General features: G+C 45.6%; 14 protein-coding genes and 1 tRNA gene. 4 read left to right on the plus strand and 11 right to left on the minus strand.

The window, feature by feature from the left end; translation table 11 throughout:
- Positions 1-109: 109 nt before the first annotated feature.
- Entirely contained in the window at positions 110-850 is a 741-nt protein-coding gene (locus AC1EKT_RS04545; RefSeq protein ID WP_004112459.1) for a phosphoglyceromutase, read from the minus strand.
- Positions 851-908: 58 nt separating this feature from the next.
- A complete protein-coding gene (lysS, locus tag AC1EKT_RS04550; RefSeq protein WP_481616067.1) occupies positions 909-2,606 on the minus strand; it encodes a lysine--tRNA ligase in 1,698 nt (565 codons plus the stop codon).
- A 260-nt stretch (positions 2,607-2,866) separates the two neighbouring features.
- Here lysS and AC1EKT_RS04555 point away from each other — a divergent pair.
- From AC1EKT_RS04555 to AC1EKT_RS04565, 3 genes are all read left to right on the plus strand, one after another.
- Positions 2,867-2,940 (plus strand) — tRNA-Pro (locus AC1EKT_RS04555).
- 227 nt (positions 2,941-3,167) lie between these two features.
- Positions 3,168-5,324, plus strand: coding sequence for a DUF4037 domain-containing protein (locus tag AC1EKT_RS04560; protein WP_481616068.1), 2,157 nt, complete (start codon positions 3,168-3,170; stop codon positions 5,322-5,324).
- On the plus strand, positions 5,321-5,995 hold the full coding sequence (locus AC1EKT_RS04565; RefSeq protein ID WP_415687347.1) for a DUF4125 family protein: 675 nt from the start codon (positions 5,321-5,323) through the stop codon (positions 5,993-5,995). Before AC1EKT_RS04560 ends, AC1EKT_RS04565 begins: the two co-directional genes overlap by 4 nt.
- A gap of 339 nt (positions 5,996-6,334) precedes the next feature.
- Here the strand turns inward: AC1EKT_RS04565 and AC1EKT_RS04570 are convergent, their stop codons facing one another.
- From AC1EKT_RS04570 to sufU, 5 genes are all read right to left on the minus strand, one after another.
- The gene (locus tag AC1EKT_RS04570; RefSeq protein WP_415687345.1) at positions 6,335-7,273 is read right to left on the minus strand and encodes a nucleotidyl transferase AbiEii/AbiGii toxin family protein; all 939 of its coding nucleotides are present in this window, start codon (positions 7,271-7,273) and stop codon (positions 6,335-6,337) included.
- Positions 7,266-7,889 carry a type IV toxin-antitoxin system AbiEi family antitoxin domain-containing protein gene (locus AC1EKT_RS04575; RefSeq protein WP_415687343.1) on the minus strand — a complete coding sequence of 208 codons (624 nt, stop codon included), beginning with the start codon at positions 7,887-7,889 and terminating at the stop codon, positions 7,266-7,268. The genes AC1EKT_RS04570 and AC1EKT_RS04575 overlap by 8 nt, the downstream gene beginning before the upstream one ends.
- 181 nt (positions 7,890-8,070) lie before the next feature.
- Positions 8,071-8,715, minus strand: coding sequence for an HAD family hydrolase (locus AC1EKT_RS04580; protein ID WP_415689229.1), 645 nt, complete (start codon positions 8,713-8,715; stop codon positions 8,071-8,073).
- A gap of 84 nt (positions 8,716-8,799) precedes the next feature.
- Positions 8,800-9,273, minus strand: coding sequence for a metal-sulfur cluster assembly factor (locus tag AC1EKT_RS04585; RefSeq protein WP_064340461.1), 474 nt, complete (start codon positions 9,271-9,273; stop codon positions 8,800-8,802).
- 32 nt (positions 9,274-9,305) lie between these two features.
- The gene (sufU, locus tag AC1EKT_RS04590) at positions 9,306-10,001 is read right to left on the minus strand and encodes a Fe-S cluster assembly sulfur transfer protein SufU (protein ID WP_415689227.1); all 696 of its coding nucleotides are present in this window, start codon (positions 9,999-10,001) and stop codon (positions 9,306-9,308) included.
- Positions 10,002-10,378: 377 nt separating this feature from the next.
- Here sufU and AC1EKT_RS04595 point away from each other — a divergent pair, with 377 nt between their 5' ends.
- Complete coding sequence (locus AC1EKT_RS04595; protein ID WP_481616088.1) at positions 10,379-11,053, plus strand: DUF3800 domain-containing protein; 675 nt, start codon at positions 10,379-10,381, stop codon at positions 11,051-11,053.
- Positions 11,054-11,122: 69 nt separating this feature from the next.
- Here AC1EKT_RS04595 and AC1EKT_RS04600 read toward each other — a convergent pair whose 3' ends face one another.
- The 4 genes from AC1EKT_RS04600 to sufB form a co-directional block, all read right to left on the minus strand.
- Positions 11,123-12,454 (minus strand): SufS family cysteine desulfurase, encoded by a 1,332-nt coding sequence (locus AC1EKT_RS04600; protein WP_481616089.1) that lies wholly within the window; start codon positions 12,452-12,454, stop codon positions 11,123-11,125.
- Between the two features lie 66 nt (positions 12,455-12,520).
- Positions 12,521-13,297 (minus strand): Fe-S cluster assembly ATPase SufC, encoded by a 777-nt coding sequence (gene sufC / locus AC1EKT_RS04605; protein WP_004110671.1) that lies wholly within the window; start codon positions 13,295-13,297, stop codon positions 12,521-12,523.
- A gap of 9 nt (positions 13,298-13,306) precedes the next feature.
- Positions 13,307-14,554, minus strand: coding sequence for a Fe-S cluster assembly protein SufD (sufD, locus tag AC1EKT_RS04610; protein WP_481616069.1), 1,248 nt, complete (start codon positions 14,552-14,554; stop codon positions 13,307-13,309).
- Entirely contained in the window at positions 14,554-16,008 is a 1,455-nt protein-coding gene (gene sufB / locus AC1EKT_RS04615) for a Fe-S cluster assembly protein SufB (protein WP_481616090.1), read from the minus strand. Before sufB ends, sufD begins: the two co-directional genes overlap by 1 nt.
- Positions 16,009-16,081 lie beyond the last annotated feature (73 nt).

The following is a 16,081-nucleotide window of genomic DNA, read 5'->3' on the forward strand; positions in this document are numbered from 1 at the left end:
ATACAAAAAAGTAGGTCTGCAAATTAATTGCAAACCTACTTTTATTTTAAAAGCTAACTTAAGCAGTTAAAAGCTAACTTAAGCAAACCTAAGCCAGCGAATTAGAATCTCACTTCTGACCCTGAGCAGCCACAGCGGCAGCGCCGGCAGCAGCAGCTTCTGGATCCAAATACTCACCGCGAGGCTTGATTGGCTTGAAGTTTTCATCCAATTCGTAAAGCAGAGGAATAGCGGTTGGAATGTTCACCTTGGAAATCTCTTCCTCGCTCAAGTTGTCAAGCATCTTAACGATTGCGCGCAAGCTGTTGCCGTGAGCAGCAATCATTACAGTCTTGCCGGACTTAAGCTCTGGAATAATATCCGACTCCCAGTAAGGAGTTACGCGAGTCACAACGTTTGCCAAAGCTTCAGTTTCTGGAACTGGATCACCTGCGTAACGAGGATCATTCGTCTGAGAATACTCATCGTTTGGATCGATCTCAGGAGGTGGAGTTGCGTAAGAACGACGCCAAATCATGAACTTCTCATCGCCATATTCCTGACGAATCTCAGACTTGTTCTTACCTTGCAAAGCACCATAGTGACGCTCGTTCAAACGCCAGCTGCGACGAACTGGAATCCAAAGGCGGTCGGCTGCATCAAGCGCGTAATTCGCGGTGTTGATAGCGCGACGAAGCAAAGAAGTGAACACGATGTCTGGAAGAACGTTCTTCTCTTTAAGAAGCTCGCCACCATGCTTAGCTTCCTCAACACCCTGCTCAGTCAGCGGTACATCAACCCAACCAGTGAACTGATTGGTCTTATTCCATGCGCTCTGACCATGTCGGAGCAATACTAATTTGTATGTCATAATTACCTAGTCTATTCGTTTCGTACGACTACACATATTAACTTTGACTTTGAGTCAACTAGCGAAGTGGCTTCACGAGTGGGAACGTAATCGTCTCGCGAATAGTTGCGCCCGTAAGAGCGATCAGCAAGCGATCAATACCCATTCCCATGCCGCCAGCAGGAGGCATACCGACGCCGAGAGCCTCAATGAAGTCCTCGTCAATATCCATTGCCTCAACGTCTCCAGCCAAAGCATCCTTAGCTTGAGCAACAAAGCGCTCGCGCTGCACAACAGGATCGTTAAGCTCGGAGTAGCCGGTTGCAAGCTCAAAGCCGCGCACGTACAAATCCCACTTTTCAACCATTCCAGGCTTAGTGCGGTGACCCTTAACAAGAGGGCTGGTCTCCACTGGGAAGTCGCGCACAAACGTTGGCGCGTAAAGCTTATCCTCGTAGAAGTGCTCCCACAAGTGCTCAACCAACTTGCCGTGATTCTCAACTTCGTCGCGCTCAACGCCAAGCTTGTCCGCAATCGCACCCAAATGCTCAACGGAAGTTTCCGGCGTAATCTCCTCGCCCAAAGCCTCAGAAAGCGAGCCGTACATGGTAATCTGCTTCCACTCGCCGCCAAAATCGTACTCTTCGCCATTAAGCAAAGTCACTTTAGTGGAACCGAAAGCGTCGACAGCAGCCTTCTGAATCAGCTCCTTAGTAAGATCGCCAATCGTATCGTAAGTGCCGTAAGCCTGGTAAGCCTCAAGCATTGTAAACTCTGGAGCGTGAGTTGCGTCCACGCCTTCGTTTCTAAAATCGCGGTTGATTTCGAACACGCGGTCGATGCCACCAACCAAGCAGCGCTTCAAGAAAAGTTCCGGAGCAATACGCAAATAAAGATCAATGTCAAAAGCGTTCATGTGAGTTGTGAACGGACGAGCAGCAGCGCCACCGTGAACCGTTTGCAACATTGGAGTTTCGACTTCCAAGAAGTCGTGGGTTTCGAAAGTGCGGCGAAGCGAAGCCACAGTGTGAGAACGCCTGCGAACCATATCGCGAATCTTTTCGTCTGCAATCATGCCAATATAAGGCTTACGCGTACGAGTGTCGTCGCTTAATTCCTTGTGCAAAGCTGGAAGCGGCTGCAAAGCCTTAGCTGCAATCGCCCACTCGGTTGCGAATACGGAAAGCTCGCCGGTCTTGGAAGAAATCACGCGACCGCGCACGTACAAGTGATCTCCCAAATCCACCATCTGCTTGAAGCTTTTAATGGATTCTTCGCCAATTTCCTTCTTAGAAACCATCGCCTGAATCGTAGTACCGTCACCGGCAGAAAGCTTAACGAAGCACAAGCCACCAGCGTTACGCAAGAAAAGAACGCGACCTGCAATACCAACCTCGGTATCGGTTTCTTCGCCAGCTTCAAGCTTGCCATCGAACTGCTTACGAACCTGCTCGATAGTATCAGTAACGTTAAGATGCACAGGATAAGGCTGCACGCCCTCCTTAAGCATCATTGCGCGCTTAGCAACGCGCATCTGTACCTGCTCAGGATGAGCTTGTGGACCAAATTCTTTATTGCTTGGGTCGATTGCTTCATCCAGGCTTGCGCCTTCGTTTACGCGCTTGGCGATTGCCTCGTCTTGAGCGAGTAACATTTCGGCATGTTCAACAGTGTCAATTTCATTGACGGTATCTGTTGCTTCGTTTTCTGCTGCATTTTTAGCGGCAGATTCTGCGGCATTTTGCGCTGCAGACATTGCAGTATTGGTGTCAGTCATAAACGCTAATTGTAGCCAGTAGGTAATACAGGTTTTGTACGCGGCTTGCAGTGCTAATTTGTAATATGTTTACACAGAAGCTGTAGCGATAATTTGTAATATGTTTACGAAGGGATTCCGCAGCTTGTACGCAATATGCTTGCGCGAGACTTACTTTGCGCGGCTTGCACACGCTTTAAAATAATTTGTATTAGCCAACCTGTAACATTACGGACGTTGTTGGAACTTTTATGCGCATATGCTTTCGCGAGTTTCAGCATCGGGCTGTAGCGCAGTTTGGTAGCGCGCTTCGTTCGGGACGAAGAGGCCGCGGGTTCAAATCCCGCCAGCCCGACTTTTGATTTTTGGCATTATGCCCCCTCAACGCACACGCACACGCAATTCCGACATTTCCTATACACGTGCGTAAAGTTTCTGCCGTTTTTTCGCGCGTAACCGACCTTTTCTTTACACGCGCGTAAAGTTTCTGCCGCAATTTGGCGTAAAAACGGCAGTTTCTTTACATGGCTGTAAAGTTGAAGTCGATTAATTGTGAACAAGCGCAATAGCAAGGGGGCTTTGATGGAGGACGCTGCGCAATTTTATAACGAGCTTGACGAAATGTTCGCGAATCACGCAAGCGCAGACGCGATTGAAACGTATCTTTTGCGAAAACTTGCCGAAACGCAGGTAAATTCCGAAGTCGCGGCAGATGCAAAAGCGCAACAAGAAACCGCAGAAAATGCAGCAACAGAAGAAACCGCGTCAACCACCAAAACCGCGCAAACCAATCCCCTGCAACTGTCTATTCTCAACGAACTCATGGGCTTTTACCGTTCGCGCGGAGAACACGCAAAAAATCAGCCAATCATCAATCGCGCTCTAAATCTTGCAAACAAAATGCAACTAGCTGGCACCGAAGCTGGCACAACCACGCTAATTAACGCTGCCACCAGCCTCCGCGCGGCTGGCGACTACAATCGCGCCGAAAAAATTTACACTCAGGCTCTTAACGAATCCGCAACGACTCTTGGCGCCAAAAATCGCAAGCTCGCTGCACTTCACAACAATCTTTCGATGCTTTACAGCGAAACCGGTCGCACGCATGATGCAATTGAGGAGCTCAATCAGGCGCTTGAAATTTTGCAAAATACGAGCACTGATCCTGAGCGCGATATCGATATTGCAGCCACGCACACGAATCTTGCGCTTGCGATGTTGCAGGAGTGCTCAAAAGAGGGCTCGCATGAGCATACGAAGGAGTGTACGAATGAGCGTACGCAGGAGTGCTCGCATCCTAACACCAGCCCGAACAGCAAATTCGCAACTCTTGACTCTGCTTTTGAACACGCTTCGATCAGCGTTCGCATGTACATCGCAGGAAATAACGAAAATCAGCCGCATTACGCTTCTGCTTTGGCTGGTTTTGCGCAAGTGCAGTGCGCGCGCGGCGAGTACACTCAAGCAGAGGAAAGTTACAGTAAGGCACTTGATTTGATTGCGAGATGCTACGGAAAAGATAGCGAATCTTACGCAATTACGGCGGAAAATTTGCAGCAGACGCGCGAGTTGGCAGAAAAAGTTACGGAAGAATCTATAGAAATTCAAGAATCAGCAACCCAACAAACAGAAAGCCAACAAACAGAAAACCAACACCCAACAACCCAAAACGCAGCAAACAATAACCCAGCAAACAATAACATAAAAACCGGCATGCAATTAGCGCAATCATATTGGCAAACTTACGGAAAAGCCCTACTCGATCAGCCAAAATTCGCGAAATACAAAAATCGCATTGCAGCCGGATTAGTTGGTCACGGCTCGGAATGTTACGGTTTTGACGACGAGATTTCGCGCGATCACGATTTTGGACCAGGCTTCTGCTTGTGGCTTACCGACGAAGATTACGCGGAAATCGGCGCGGATTTGCAAAACGCTTACGACGCACTTCCGCAGAGATACGCCGGTTTTGGATCCCGCAAAGAAACGCCGCGCGCAAAATCATGCGAAATCAGCAAACGCGTCGGAGTATTTCGCATAAGCGAATTTTTCGAAAATCTAACCGGCTTCCCCACTGCTCCAAGCCAAAACGAGCCGCACTTATGGCTATCATTAAGCGAGTCAACGCTTGCAGCAGCGACGAATGGCAAAATTTTCGCGGATCCTCTTGGCGAGTTCTCAAAAGCGCGCCAAAGCTTCAAACTCATGCCGGACGACGTGCGAATCTCACTAATCTCCAGAAGACTTGGCATGATTTCGCAAGCCGGCCAATACAATTTCCCACGCATGATCGCGCGAAAAGACGCTTCCGCCGCGTGGCTTTCTATAAACGAATTCGTGCGCGCGACCGCTTCACTCGTTTTTCTGCTCAACAATCCTGTAACCGCAGGCTACTTGCCTTACTACAAGTGGCAGTTTGCAGCATTGCGCAAGCTCAGCAATCGCATGGCATCTAGGCTTCCGGAAGTATGCAGCAAACTTGAGTCGGTAATGCGACTTTCTTCCGCTGCATGCTTTGGTGGCGACGGTTCCGGCGGAGACGGTTTTGGCGAAGGCGGCAAAGGAGCTGGACTTGCGCAAAAGCAAGTTACGCAAATAATTGACAGCATTTGCGAGGATATTGTGCGAGAGTTGCAATATCAAGGCTTAAGCGATTGCGACGAAACTTTTTTGGAATGGCAGCGGCCGTACATTGAAGCGCATATTCACTCGCGCGCAGCATGTTTGAGGAGCTTATGATGTGCGATTTATCAGCAACGAAAGTGCAAAATCAAAAAGCGCAAAATCCGAAAGCAGAAAATACAAAAGCGCAAAAGCTTGCGGAAGAAATCACCCAACTCGAGTGGGATCAGTTCCAGCTTACAGAAAACGAAGGCGGACGCGCGAATTGCCAAGGAAACTGGCCAACTTTTCGCATTATGCGCATGAGTCAGTTTTTGGCGTGGCCGCTGGATTTGCAGGAGTCTTATAAGCAGGATCTTGAGCGCGCGAACAGCGACGGCGGCAATTTGATTACGGAGAAGTATGCGCGAATGATGGAGTCTACTGCGCCGGAAATTTTTGAGCGCACGATTAAGCCTTATATTAAGCCGATTTTTGAGCCTAGAAAAAGCGCGCAGGAGCAGATTATTTTAACGCAAGTTGAGTGGGCTGCGGATTTTCGAGAGCGCTACCCGAATTTGGGTTTTGCGATGCGCGTACTTAAAACTAGCGAAGATACGGCAGAAAATACGTCTTTTGAAACGTATTTGCGAGGCGAATTAAGCACGTATTCTGACGCAACTTTCGCTAAATACCAGCGTTTTGTACATAACTTGCGCGCGGAAAATATAAATCTTACGCAAATGATTATTGCGAATACTGTGCACATGTATGGATACGATTCGCTCGAAGCGGCCGAGCTTGCTTAGGGTTGAAAGTCCAGTGGACTTTCAACGCAAGCGAGGTCTGCCTTCGTTTCTAATAACGAAGGCAGTGCTGATTCTGTCTGTTTTCAGACACGCGTGCAGTACGATTTCTGCGCTAGAGCCTCTTAATTGCGTTCTTCGGACACGCGTGCAGATTCCATACTGCGCTAGTGTCCCTAATCGGCAGTTTTAAGACACTGGTGCAGATTCCATACTGCACGAGTGTCTCCGATTGCATGACTTAACACTTGCTAACTATCTTGCTTATAAAAAACTTGCTTTTGTGCGTTATATTTTCATAAATAACGCACAATTACAAGTTACAAAAATCAAAGCTAAAACCTAATCAAGCATAAGATTTATTAATTTTAAGATAGAGGAAATAACATCCTCAAAATTTACACTTTTCGCGTACTGATGCTTCTTAGCATATCTATTCCATCTATCGATTACAGCACTATCACATGAGATGTATTCAAGTATTTCACGTGCTTTTACTTTTGAAAAATACGTATTCCTATGTTTGCAAGTAAGCGACATGGCAACTTTTAATACACTAAAATCAATACTTTCATTAATTTGATTCACAAACTCACAATCAGTTAAATACGCAATAGCAACTCCACAATTCCCGTTATTAGACGCATTCAGCGAGTTCATAATTGCGTAAATATCATAAAAGTCTTTACTTCTTGTATTACTTTCTGCCTTAGAGAGAATAGTTTGCAATTTTTCAGCCAATACTGATTCAAGTGGATACATTTGCAAATCTATATCGTCTCCGAGAACAGTAGAATATTTTCCCACTTTAACTTCTGGATACATTGGATCTCCAGTAGCTATATCAACCGAAAAAGGAAACCTAATTTTATCTAAATGACCGATTATATGAAAACGATATCCACCATATTCATCTTCAGGCCTAATAGAATCGGTAGAGTCGTTGATTTCAAACCACATACCATCATGGTTTTCATCATAAGTTGTAACACTTTTAATAACATTAAATAAATAAGAATCCTCCATTTTCAAACCATTAATCAAAAAATCAATGTCTTGGGTTGATCTATTATCAATTCCAAGCACAAAACTCAGAAGCATTCCGCCTTTCAAGACGAAATTATTTTTATACTCACTTTTTGCAAGCAACTTCAAAAACTCATCAAAGAAATATCTACTTAACAAAGTGTTGTAATCTAAGCTAAGTTCTTGCGACTTGTTACGCAAACGCTGCGTAACGCTATCTCTAATTGCAGTACTTTTATTACTACTGTTATTCATCGAGAATCTCCAAAATATCGTCAACTTGCCGAAGAATACCAAATTGTTTGGCATATTCGCGCAATCTATGTACGTTTTTATTAGGATTCCTCACATACGCACGCAAAGCCTTACCAAATATCTCTGAATCCTGACGCCTACGATTTCTAACCAAATCGCAAATAGTGCGCTCCATATCACAAGACATCACATAATTACCAATAATTGTACGCACCCTTGTAACGCCAATTTTATACCATTCTTTCCTAATTTGATGCACTTCAACATCATTTTTTATACGCCATGTGTTATAACCCTGACATACCGTAACTTCGTTTATAAACGGCATGCGATCTGTAAGATTATGCAAATACAAGGCAGTTTGGTAAGAATATATGCAAGCTTTATTGCGAAGTTGGAAAAAATAAAGTTCATCATAATTATTTGAATTGCTATCAAAATACACACCGCGCGCAATTCTTTCCAAATCATTATTTTTGACCATGCTAGTTAGATACCAAGAGTCAATTCCTGCGGAAGAAACTTCTTTTGCTGTGATGATACCGTTATTTTTCTTAACTATTCCTTTAATCGCACTAATATTTGTTATCTTTTGATTTGCTGTTACTTTTACCATCACATACCAACCTATTAAAAACCATCTTACGAATAACAAAAGCTTATTAAAAAACTTGCTTTTGTGCTTTATTATTATATAAATAACGCACGAATACAAGTAAAAAGTTAGCTACAGACTCATAGCGATAATTTAGATTCAGCAGAATGCGCGCAGATTAAAATGCCGATTAGGACGCAGATTAAGAATAAAGCAGCGACGCTGCAGAAGCTGCGCGAGAGTCACTTTCGAGAAAAAGCGCGGAAGCAGCGGAAAGACCGGTTTGTTGCAAAAACGTGCGGTAAAGCATTACGTTTGGTTTGCGCAAATGCGATTCGTAAGATGCACAAACGCCGTTAAGCTCGCCGAGTATTGGGCAAGTTTTGCGTGCACAGTTTAGCCAATCGCAAGAAGCGTTACCAAGCGCCCACACGCGCACGCCGCTCGCAATCAACTCGCGCGCCACAGCCGAAGCATCCGCGCGCTCGCCGGCGAAACCGCGCTCGAAACGCTCAAAATACAAGCGATACAGCCACGTAACTGCCGGCCCGTGATGCTCATCAAACGAATCCAAAGCCTGCTTGCAGCTCCACCCAGCCTCGCACAATGACTCGTGAAACTCAAAACCCCATTCCGGCTCGAAACTAAAGAGCACTTCACCAATAAAATCCGGATAATCTGCAGCCAGAGTGCGGCGTGCATCCCAATCTACAAGCAATTGCAAGTCGAAAACAACGTCAGTTATTCCGCGCAAAGCATACTCGCGAATACTATTTTCGCGCACATCACTTATTTCGCGAATATCACAGATACCGCTTGCACTAACTGCCTTTATTTCAGCGCCCATAATTCCCACTTGTGCAATACGTTGCTCTCAAAACAAAACAGCAAAACAGAAACAGCAAAACAAAACAGCACGCAAACCAAATACTCACACAGTTGGCGGAATACCAGCACTCATCGACGCATCGCCAACTACGCCAGAACCGTACATTCCTGCAGCAAAACTCGCTTGCAAACTGTTGAGATTGTAGCCAAGCGCCTCAAGCTGCGCGCGACCGTCCTCATTAATGTTTTCAACGCTCCAACGCGGCTTCCACGTCCAATCAATACGAAACTCTTCCACCAAGCCTGCGAGCGCATTCGCACACTCATCCTCAATCAATTCAGTTAACGGACATGCAGGAGTGGTAAGCGTCATAGTAATAATTGCGCGCCCAAGCTCGTCAATTTCAATGCCGTAAACCAAGCCTAAATCAACCACGTCAATGCCAAGCTCAGGATCCACAACATCGTGTAAAGCGTCTAAAATATCATCTTCTGTAACTCGACCAATGTCATTCGCGCTTAAATTCGCAGGATGCGTTTCATGCGTCACCTCAGATGCCGATTGATTTTCTGCCATAATATTCCTTGCTTTTACGTTACATAAAGATTTTATAGTTCTTTCATAGCCTTTGCAATGCTGTCTTTTAAGCCTTCCCACGCCAAAAGCGCGCACTTAATTCGCATTGGGTAGCGCGATACGCCTTGCAAAACCATTGCATCTTCCAGCGCATCTTCGTCCTCTTCGTTTTCAAAACCTGCGCCGCGAGATTCCATAAGTTTGTGGAAAAGCGCGTCTAATCGCAAGGCTTCGTCAACCGACTTTCCTTCAACCAAATCAACCATCATTGAAAGGCTTGCTTGCGAAATCGAGCAGCCGTGACCATCCCACTTAATACTTGATACTATTGGTGTTTCGTCATTATTTGCGCTGCGCGAAAGCTCCACGCGCATGGTAACTTCGTCTCCGCAAGTTGGATTGAATTGGTGCGATTGACCTAAAGCAGAGTTTTCGTCAGATGTAACAGCGCAACTTTCGTGAGCATTATTTAAGGTAATTTCGGCAGATTTTGTATTTTCGGCAGATTCTTGAGATTTTGCAGATTCTGTATTTTTTGCAGATTCTTGAGATTCTTCCTGCAGTTCCGCTTGTGCGAGCGCATCCGTGCTTTCGAAATGAGTTTTGCCATGCGGATTTCGCGCAGCATCCAAAATTACTTCTTGATACATGCTTTCTAAGCCGTCACCAGCCATATCGCCTGCATCTGTACCAAAACCAGCACCCACACCAAAACCCATATCAAACATACGCACTCCTTACCTACTTCCTAACTCGCCGATTCGCTTGGCTAACTCGCTAACTCTCCAACTCGCTCGCTAACAATATTTAATCACTTATTTTTTAATAAACGATTCATCATTAGAAAACTCAACAACTTTTTCAATAACATATCAACTTCATCAAGTTTATGCTTTATATTTTCAAATTCAATTATTTCAAATATTATTTTTAAACAATCGTAGTAATAGCCGCAAGAAAATAAGTATTTAATAGTGTCGTATATGTGATACAATTGTAAGAGGTCTTTTGTAAAGGCTTCCAAGTGCCGGGGACGTTTTCCCCGGCTTTTATTTTACTTACTTATCAGTGTAGTTGGGTTATAAGTCAAAAAGTTGGGGAAAACATGAGAGAACTTAGCATATTCATAGACGAATCAGGCAGCGATAACCTATCGGACTATTATTACATACTAGCTATCGTACTTCATGACCAATCAAATAATTTAGATTATTCAATAAAACTTTACGAAAACTCACTCGAACAAAGACTACTTCCTAATATACCCTTTCATGCTTCACCTCTTATGAACAAAAAAGATAATTATAAATGTTTAGACATGTCTACAAGAAAAAAATTATTGCAATCATTTAGAATATTCTTCAGGCACGTTGAAATTCATTACCATACTTTTGTATACACAAACAGAAAATACGAATCAACAAGTCAATTGTCTGCAGCAATGCGCAAAGATTTAATTAATTTTTTATTCGACAACATGGAATATATGCAACAATATGAAAAAATAAAAATATACTATGACAATGGTCAGCAATCAATAGTTAATGCAATACACAAAGCAATGGAATATAGTTTGTCAAAAAATGCGACCATATACAGATACGCAAAACAATCACAGTATCGTCTAGCACAAATAGCAGATTACATTTGCATGGTAGAACTTACAAAACTCAAATACGAAAATAAACACATAACAAAGACAGATGAAAAATTTTTTGGTTCTTGGTCTGACTTTAAAAAAGGCATATTAAAAGAAACAAGGCATAAAGCTATTGAATAAAACAATGCATGCTGACTCGCCGATTCACTTAGCTAACTCGCTAACTCTCCAACTCGCTCGCTAACAATATTATGCGCCAAAGTAGGCGCGAACGTGCGAGACTGCTTCAACAAGCGCGCGAGCCTCGTCAACTGTGTTGTAAACGCCAACAGAAGCGCGATTCGAAGCATACACGCCAAAATGACGGTGAATCGGCTGAGCACAATGATGCCCGACGCGAATCGCAATGCCTTGAGCGTCCAAAAACTGTCCAACATCGTGCGGATGCACACCCTCAACTTCAAAAGAAACCGTGCCAATTCGCTGACTCAAATCAGTCGGACCCAAAACGCGAACACCTGGAACATCTTGCAATTTTAGCAATTCTGCAGCAATTTCCTGCTCATGCTCTGCAACTCGGTTCATATCCAACGCGCGCAGCCAATCTGCTGCAACTCCTGCCGCAACCATTTGCGCAACCGGCTGAGTTCCAGCCTCAAAACGGTAAGGCGCATCCATGTATTGCGCCGGCTTGTTAAGCCACGCAAGCTCTACCATTGAGCCGCCAAAATTGGCAGGTGGAAGAGCGTTCAAAAGCTCGCGACGACCATACAAGAATCCAACTCCTGTAGGACCGTACATTTTATGCGCACTAAATGCCGCAAAATCAACGTCTAACGCGTGAAAATCAACTGGAATATGTGGAACTGACTGGCATGCGTCGAGCACAAAAATCGCTCCAACTTCGTGAGCGCGCTTGCAAATCGACGAAACGTTCGTAATAGCGCCAGTAACGTTGCTAATATGCGTAACTGCAACGATTTTCGTACGCCCGTCAATAATTGTTCGCAAATAATCCGCGTCCGCGCGCACGCGACCGTCTTCTGTTACGTCAATCCAGCGAAGCTCCGCTCCAGTGCGAAGAGCCAGTTCCTGGAATGGAAGCAAAACAGAATGGTGATCCGCACGAGATACGACTATTACATCGCCTTCACGAAGCGCAAAATTTTGGCGGAAATCAGCAGAATCATCGCTGCCTTTTTTGCAAATTCTCGCCTTCGCACTAGCGTTACCAATAGCAGTTGCGAGAAGATTAAGCGCACCTGTAGCACCCGGAGTAACAACAATTTCCTCACTGCCAGCGTCCGCGCAAGCTCCAACGAGACGCGCAACTTTCGCACGCGCTTGTTCAAACGCAACAGTCGAAAGTGCCGCCAACTCGTGCGCTCCCCTGTGCACACCAGCGTTAATTGTTTCGTAAAACTCTTTTTCGGCGTCGATTACAACTTGCGGCTTTTGCGAAGTAGCTGCAGAATCCAAGTAAATCAAGGGTTTTCCGTGCACAGTATCGTGAAGCGAAGTGCCATGAACTGTGCGACTTAAAATCGGAAACTGCGAGCGCAAATCGCTAAATTCTCGCATAATATTTTCTGTAGTCACTGTAGTCATATTAAACCGTTATTTAAAACTATTACTTTATAGCCGCGCTTAAGCCAGTGCCGACTCGGTTGCACCTTCCGGCAAATACTTGTCGTAGCCTTCTTCTTCCAGCTCGTCCGCAAGCTCCGGTCCTGCAGTCTTTACAAAGTGACCTTGCGCAAAAACGTGCACAATATCCGGCTTAATATACTTGAGGATTCGCGTGTAATGCGTGACCATCATAATGCCCAAACCGGTGTTTTCTTTGGCGCGATTCACGCCTTCCGACACGATTCGAAGAGCGTCAACATCCAAACCGGAATCAGTTTCGTCCAAAATCGCAAACTTCGGCTTCAAAAGCTCTAATTGCAAAACTTCCGCGCGCTTCTTTTCGCCGCCTGAGAAGCCTTCGTTTACTGAGCGCGACGCGAATTTTGGATCCATTCGAAGCTTTTTCATAGCCTCGCTAAGTTCTTTCACCCAGCTTCTTAAAGATGGAGCTTTGCCTTCAACTTCAGTTTTTGCAGTGCGAAGGAAGTTCGTCATAGATACGCCCGGTACCTCTACTGGGTATTGCATTGCGAGGAATAATCCGGCTTTCGCGCGCTCGTCAGGAGTCATTTTCAAAATATCTTCGCCGTCGAGAAGAACTTGACCCGAATCGACTTCATACTTTGGGTGCCCTGCCAAAGTGTATGCAAGAGTAGACTTTCCAGATCCGTTAGGACCCATGATTGCGTGAGTTTCGCCAGAATTAACTGTAAGATTTACGCCTTTTAAGATTTGTTTGCGGCCTTCTTTTGTTTCTACAGAAGCGTACAAATCCTTAATTTCCAAAGTTGACATGATTTTCTCCTATTCTTCCGTTCTTGCAAGACGGCGCTCAATTGCCTTCATTAAGTGATCAACAATTTCCGGAACGCCAATTTCTTCAATAAGCTCGTTAAAGAATCCACGCACAACAAGCTTCCTTGCCTCAATCTCACTAATTCCGCGCGATTGCAAGTAGAAAAGCTCTTCGTCGTCAAATCTACCGACTGAACTTGCGTGACCGGCACCAATAATATTTCCGTTTTCAATTTCCAAATTTGGCTCAGAATCAGCGATTGCGCCAGGAGTGAGCACCAAATTACGGTTCAACTCGTACGAATCCGTGCCAGGAGCTTCCGGCTTAATAAGCGCGTTTCCAACCCAAGTTGAATGCGCTCCCTTCCCTTCCAAGGCACCCTTGTACACTACTCGCGACTTGCATTCCGGATAATTGTGCACAACCATCGTGCGGTGCTCAACATGCTCGCCCGGATCCACAAAATACATGCCGAGCATGTTCAGATCACCCTGCTCGCCGCCAAAATCTTGATCCATGCGAATGCGCACAACATCTCCGCCAAGAGTGACCATCGTATGGCGAAGAGAAGCTCCCTCACCAACGTGAATACGCTGATTTCCAACGTGTTTGCTTCCCAAATCCCACTCTTGAATAAATGTAGTAGAAACGTGCGCGTGCTTTCCGAGAATAATTTCCACACCTTCAGCAAGTTTTGCGCAGCCGGTATGTTCGATAATAATGTCAGCATTCGAGCGAGAATCCGCTTCGATTACTAAGTGCAATGCATCAAGCGTATTAACATTATCGCCCTGAATTTTCAGCACGATTGGCTTTTTGATTTCGCCAGATACGTGAAGCACGTGCGCTTGTTTCGCTGCATTCCACGCAACTGCAGCCGCGCGATCAGAAGGCTTCATGTCGGTGTGAGGAGCCTCGTTTTGCGGCTTTACTTGCAAACTTACAGAACCGTCGCTTCCAACGTAAGAATCATCCAACGCAGCTCCACCAATGCCTTCAAGCGTTACTTGGATACTATTAGAAGGCTCGAAACGCTCGAAAAACTCGGAAATTCGCTCAACTGGAGTGTATCGCCAATCTTCCTTCTTGCGAGTTGGAATCGCAAAATCTTCCACATTGAACGAGCGCACGGATTTATCGGCGCTAGAAGGCATTGCTGCAGGAACCGCGTACGGATCATTAGGATCTGCTACAGGAATACTAATTTCTTTTTCCGTCATTTTATTGCCTAAATTCTTATTTAAATCTTCGCTCATCAGCCCACGGATCCTTCCATTTGCAACTCAACTAAGCGATTCAACTCAAGCGCGTACTCCATTGGCAGCTCACGACTAATCGGCTCCACGAAGCCGCGCACAATCATGCCCATAGCCTCTTTTTCTTCAAGTCCGCGACTCATCAAATAGAAAAGCTGATCCTCAGAAACCTTGGAAACAGTGGCCTCGTGAGCCATCGAAACGTCGTCTTCGCGCACGTCAACATGCGGATAAGTATCCGACCTAGAAAAATCGTCAACAAGCAAAGCGTCGCACACAACAGACGAACTAGAGCCCTTCGCGCCCTTAATAATCTTCACAAGACCGCGGTAAGCTGAACGTCCGCCGCCACGCGAAATCGACTTAGCAACAATCGTGGAACTCGTATGCGGAGCCAAGTGAATCATTTTCGCACCCGTATCTTGATACTGACCGCGGCCAGCAAAGCTCAAAGACATAGTCTCAGCTTTTGCATACGGTTCGGCGAGAATGCAAGCAGGATACTTCATAGTAGCTTTGGAGCCGATGTTGCCGTCAACCCACTCCATTGTGCCGCCTTCGCGCACGTAAGCTCGCTGAGTTACCAAGTTGTACACGTTATTTGACCAGTTTTGCACGGTTGTATATCGCACGCGCGCATGCTTTTCCACAACAATTTCAACGTTTGCAGCGTGAAGAGAGTCCGTGGAATAAATTGGAGCCGTGCAACCCTCAACGTAATGCACGTAAGAGCCTTCATCTGCAATAATAAGCGTGCGCTCAAACTGGCCCATGTTTGGCGTATTAATGCGGAAGTAAGCTTGAAGCGGAATATCCACATGCACACCTTTTGGCACGTACACGAACGAGCCGCCACTCCAAGCCGCTGTGTTAAGAGCCGCAAACTTGTTGTCGTCAACAGGAATCACAGTTGCGAAATACTTTTTTACAAGCTCAGGATACTTTTGCACTGCTGTATCAGTATCAACAAAAATCACGCCTTGAGCTGCCAAGTCCTCACGAATCGAATTGTAAATAACTTCCGACTCGTACTGTGCTGCAACGCCTGAAACCAAGCGCTTTTTCTCAGCTTCCGGAATGCCTAAGCGATCGTAAGTTTTGCGAATATCTTCCGGCAAATCGTCCCAAGTTTTCGCTTGATCGTGAACCGGACGCACGTAGTATTTAAAATCATCCGCGTCAAAACCGCTTAAATCAACGCCCCAATCCGGCATTGGCTTTTGCAAAAACGCGCGGTAGCCTTGCAAGCGAAGATTTAGCATCCACTCCGGCTCGTGCTTGTCAGCGGAAATTGCGCGAACAACCGACTCGTCAATACCCTTCTTCGCAGCCTCGCCTGCAGCATCCGAATCATGCCAGCCGTAATTGTAATCGCCAAATTCAGCAACAATCTGCTCGTCTTGACGGATTTTATCCTCATTTACGCGAGCGCGATCTGCCACATACTGGCTCATTTCAACGTCTGCAGCTTTATTTTTTGTGGGATTGCCATCGTTTGCTGCAACGCTTGTATCGCCAGTAACGCCA

The sequence above is a fragment of the Bifidobacterium sp. C0047B3 genome, from assembly GCF_056590535.1.

Excerpts from the sequence above, each read along its gene's own strand:
- AC1EKT_RS04600 (WP_481616089.1), bottom strand. The coding sequence starts at position 12,454 with ATGCGAGAATTTAGCGATTTGCGCTCGCAGTTTCCGATTTTAAGTCGC.
- AC1EKT_RS04585 (WP_064340461.1), bottom strand. The coding sequence starts at position 9,273 with ATGGCAGAAAATCAATCGGCATCTGAGGTGACGCATGAAACGCATCCT.
- lysS (WP_481616067.1), bottom strand. The coding sequence starts at position 2,606 with ATGACTGACACCAATACTGCAATGTCTGCAGCGCAAAATGCCGCAGAA.
- AC1EKT_RS04595 (WP_481616088.1), top strand. The coding sequence starts at position 10,379 with ATGAGAGAACTTAGCATATTCATAGACGAATCAGGCAGCGATAACCTA.
- sufD (WP_481616069.1), bottom strand. The coding sequence starts at position 14,554 with ATGAGCGAAGATTTAAATAAGAATTTAGGCAATAAAATGACGGAAAAA.
- AC1EKT_RS04580 (WP_415689229.1), bottom strand. The coding sequence starts at position 8,715 with ATGGGCGCTGAAATAAAGGCAGTTAGTGCAAGCGGTATCTGTGATATT.
- AC1EKT_RS04570 (WP_415687345.1), bottom strand. The coding sequence starts at position 7,273 with ATGAATAACAGTAGTAATAAAAGTACTGCAATTAGAGATAGCGTTACG.
- sufU (WP_415689227.1), bottom strand. The coding sequence starts at position 10,001 with ATGTTTGATATGGGTTTTGGTGTGGGTGCTGGTTTTGGTACAGATGCA.
- sufB (WP_481616090.1), bottom strand. The coding sequence starts at position 16,008 with ATGAGCCAGTATGTGGCAGATCGCGCTCGCGTAAATGAGGATAAAATC.
- AC1EKT_RS04545 (WP_004112459.1), bottom strand. The coding sequence starts at position 850 with ATGACATACAAATTAGTATTGCTCCGACATGGTCAGAGCGCATGGAAT.
- AC1EKT_RS04560 (WP_481616068.1), top strand. The coding sequence starts at position 3,168 with ATGGAGGACGCTGCGCAATTTTATAACGAGCTTGACGAAATGTTCGCG.
- AC1EKT_RS04565 (WP_415687347.1), top strand. The coding sequence starts at position 5,321 with ATGATGTGCGATTTATCAGCAACGAAAGTGCAAAATCAAAAAGCGCAA.
- AC1EKT_RS04575 (WP_415687343.1), bottom strand. The coding sequence starts at position 7,889 with ATGGTAAAAGTAACAGCAAATCAAAAGATAACAAATATTAGTGCGATT.
- sufC (WP_004110671.1), bottom strand. The coding sequence starts at position 13,297 with ATGTCAACTTTGGAAATTAAGGATTTGTACGCTTCTGTAGAAACAAAA.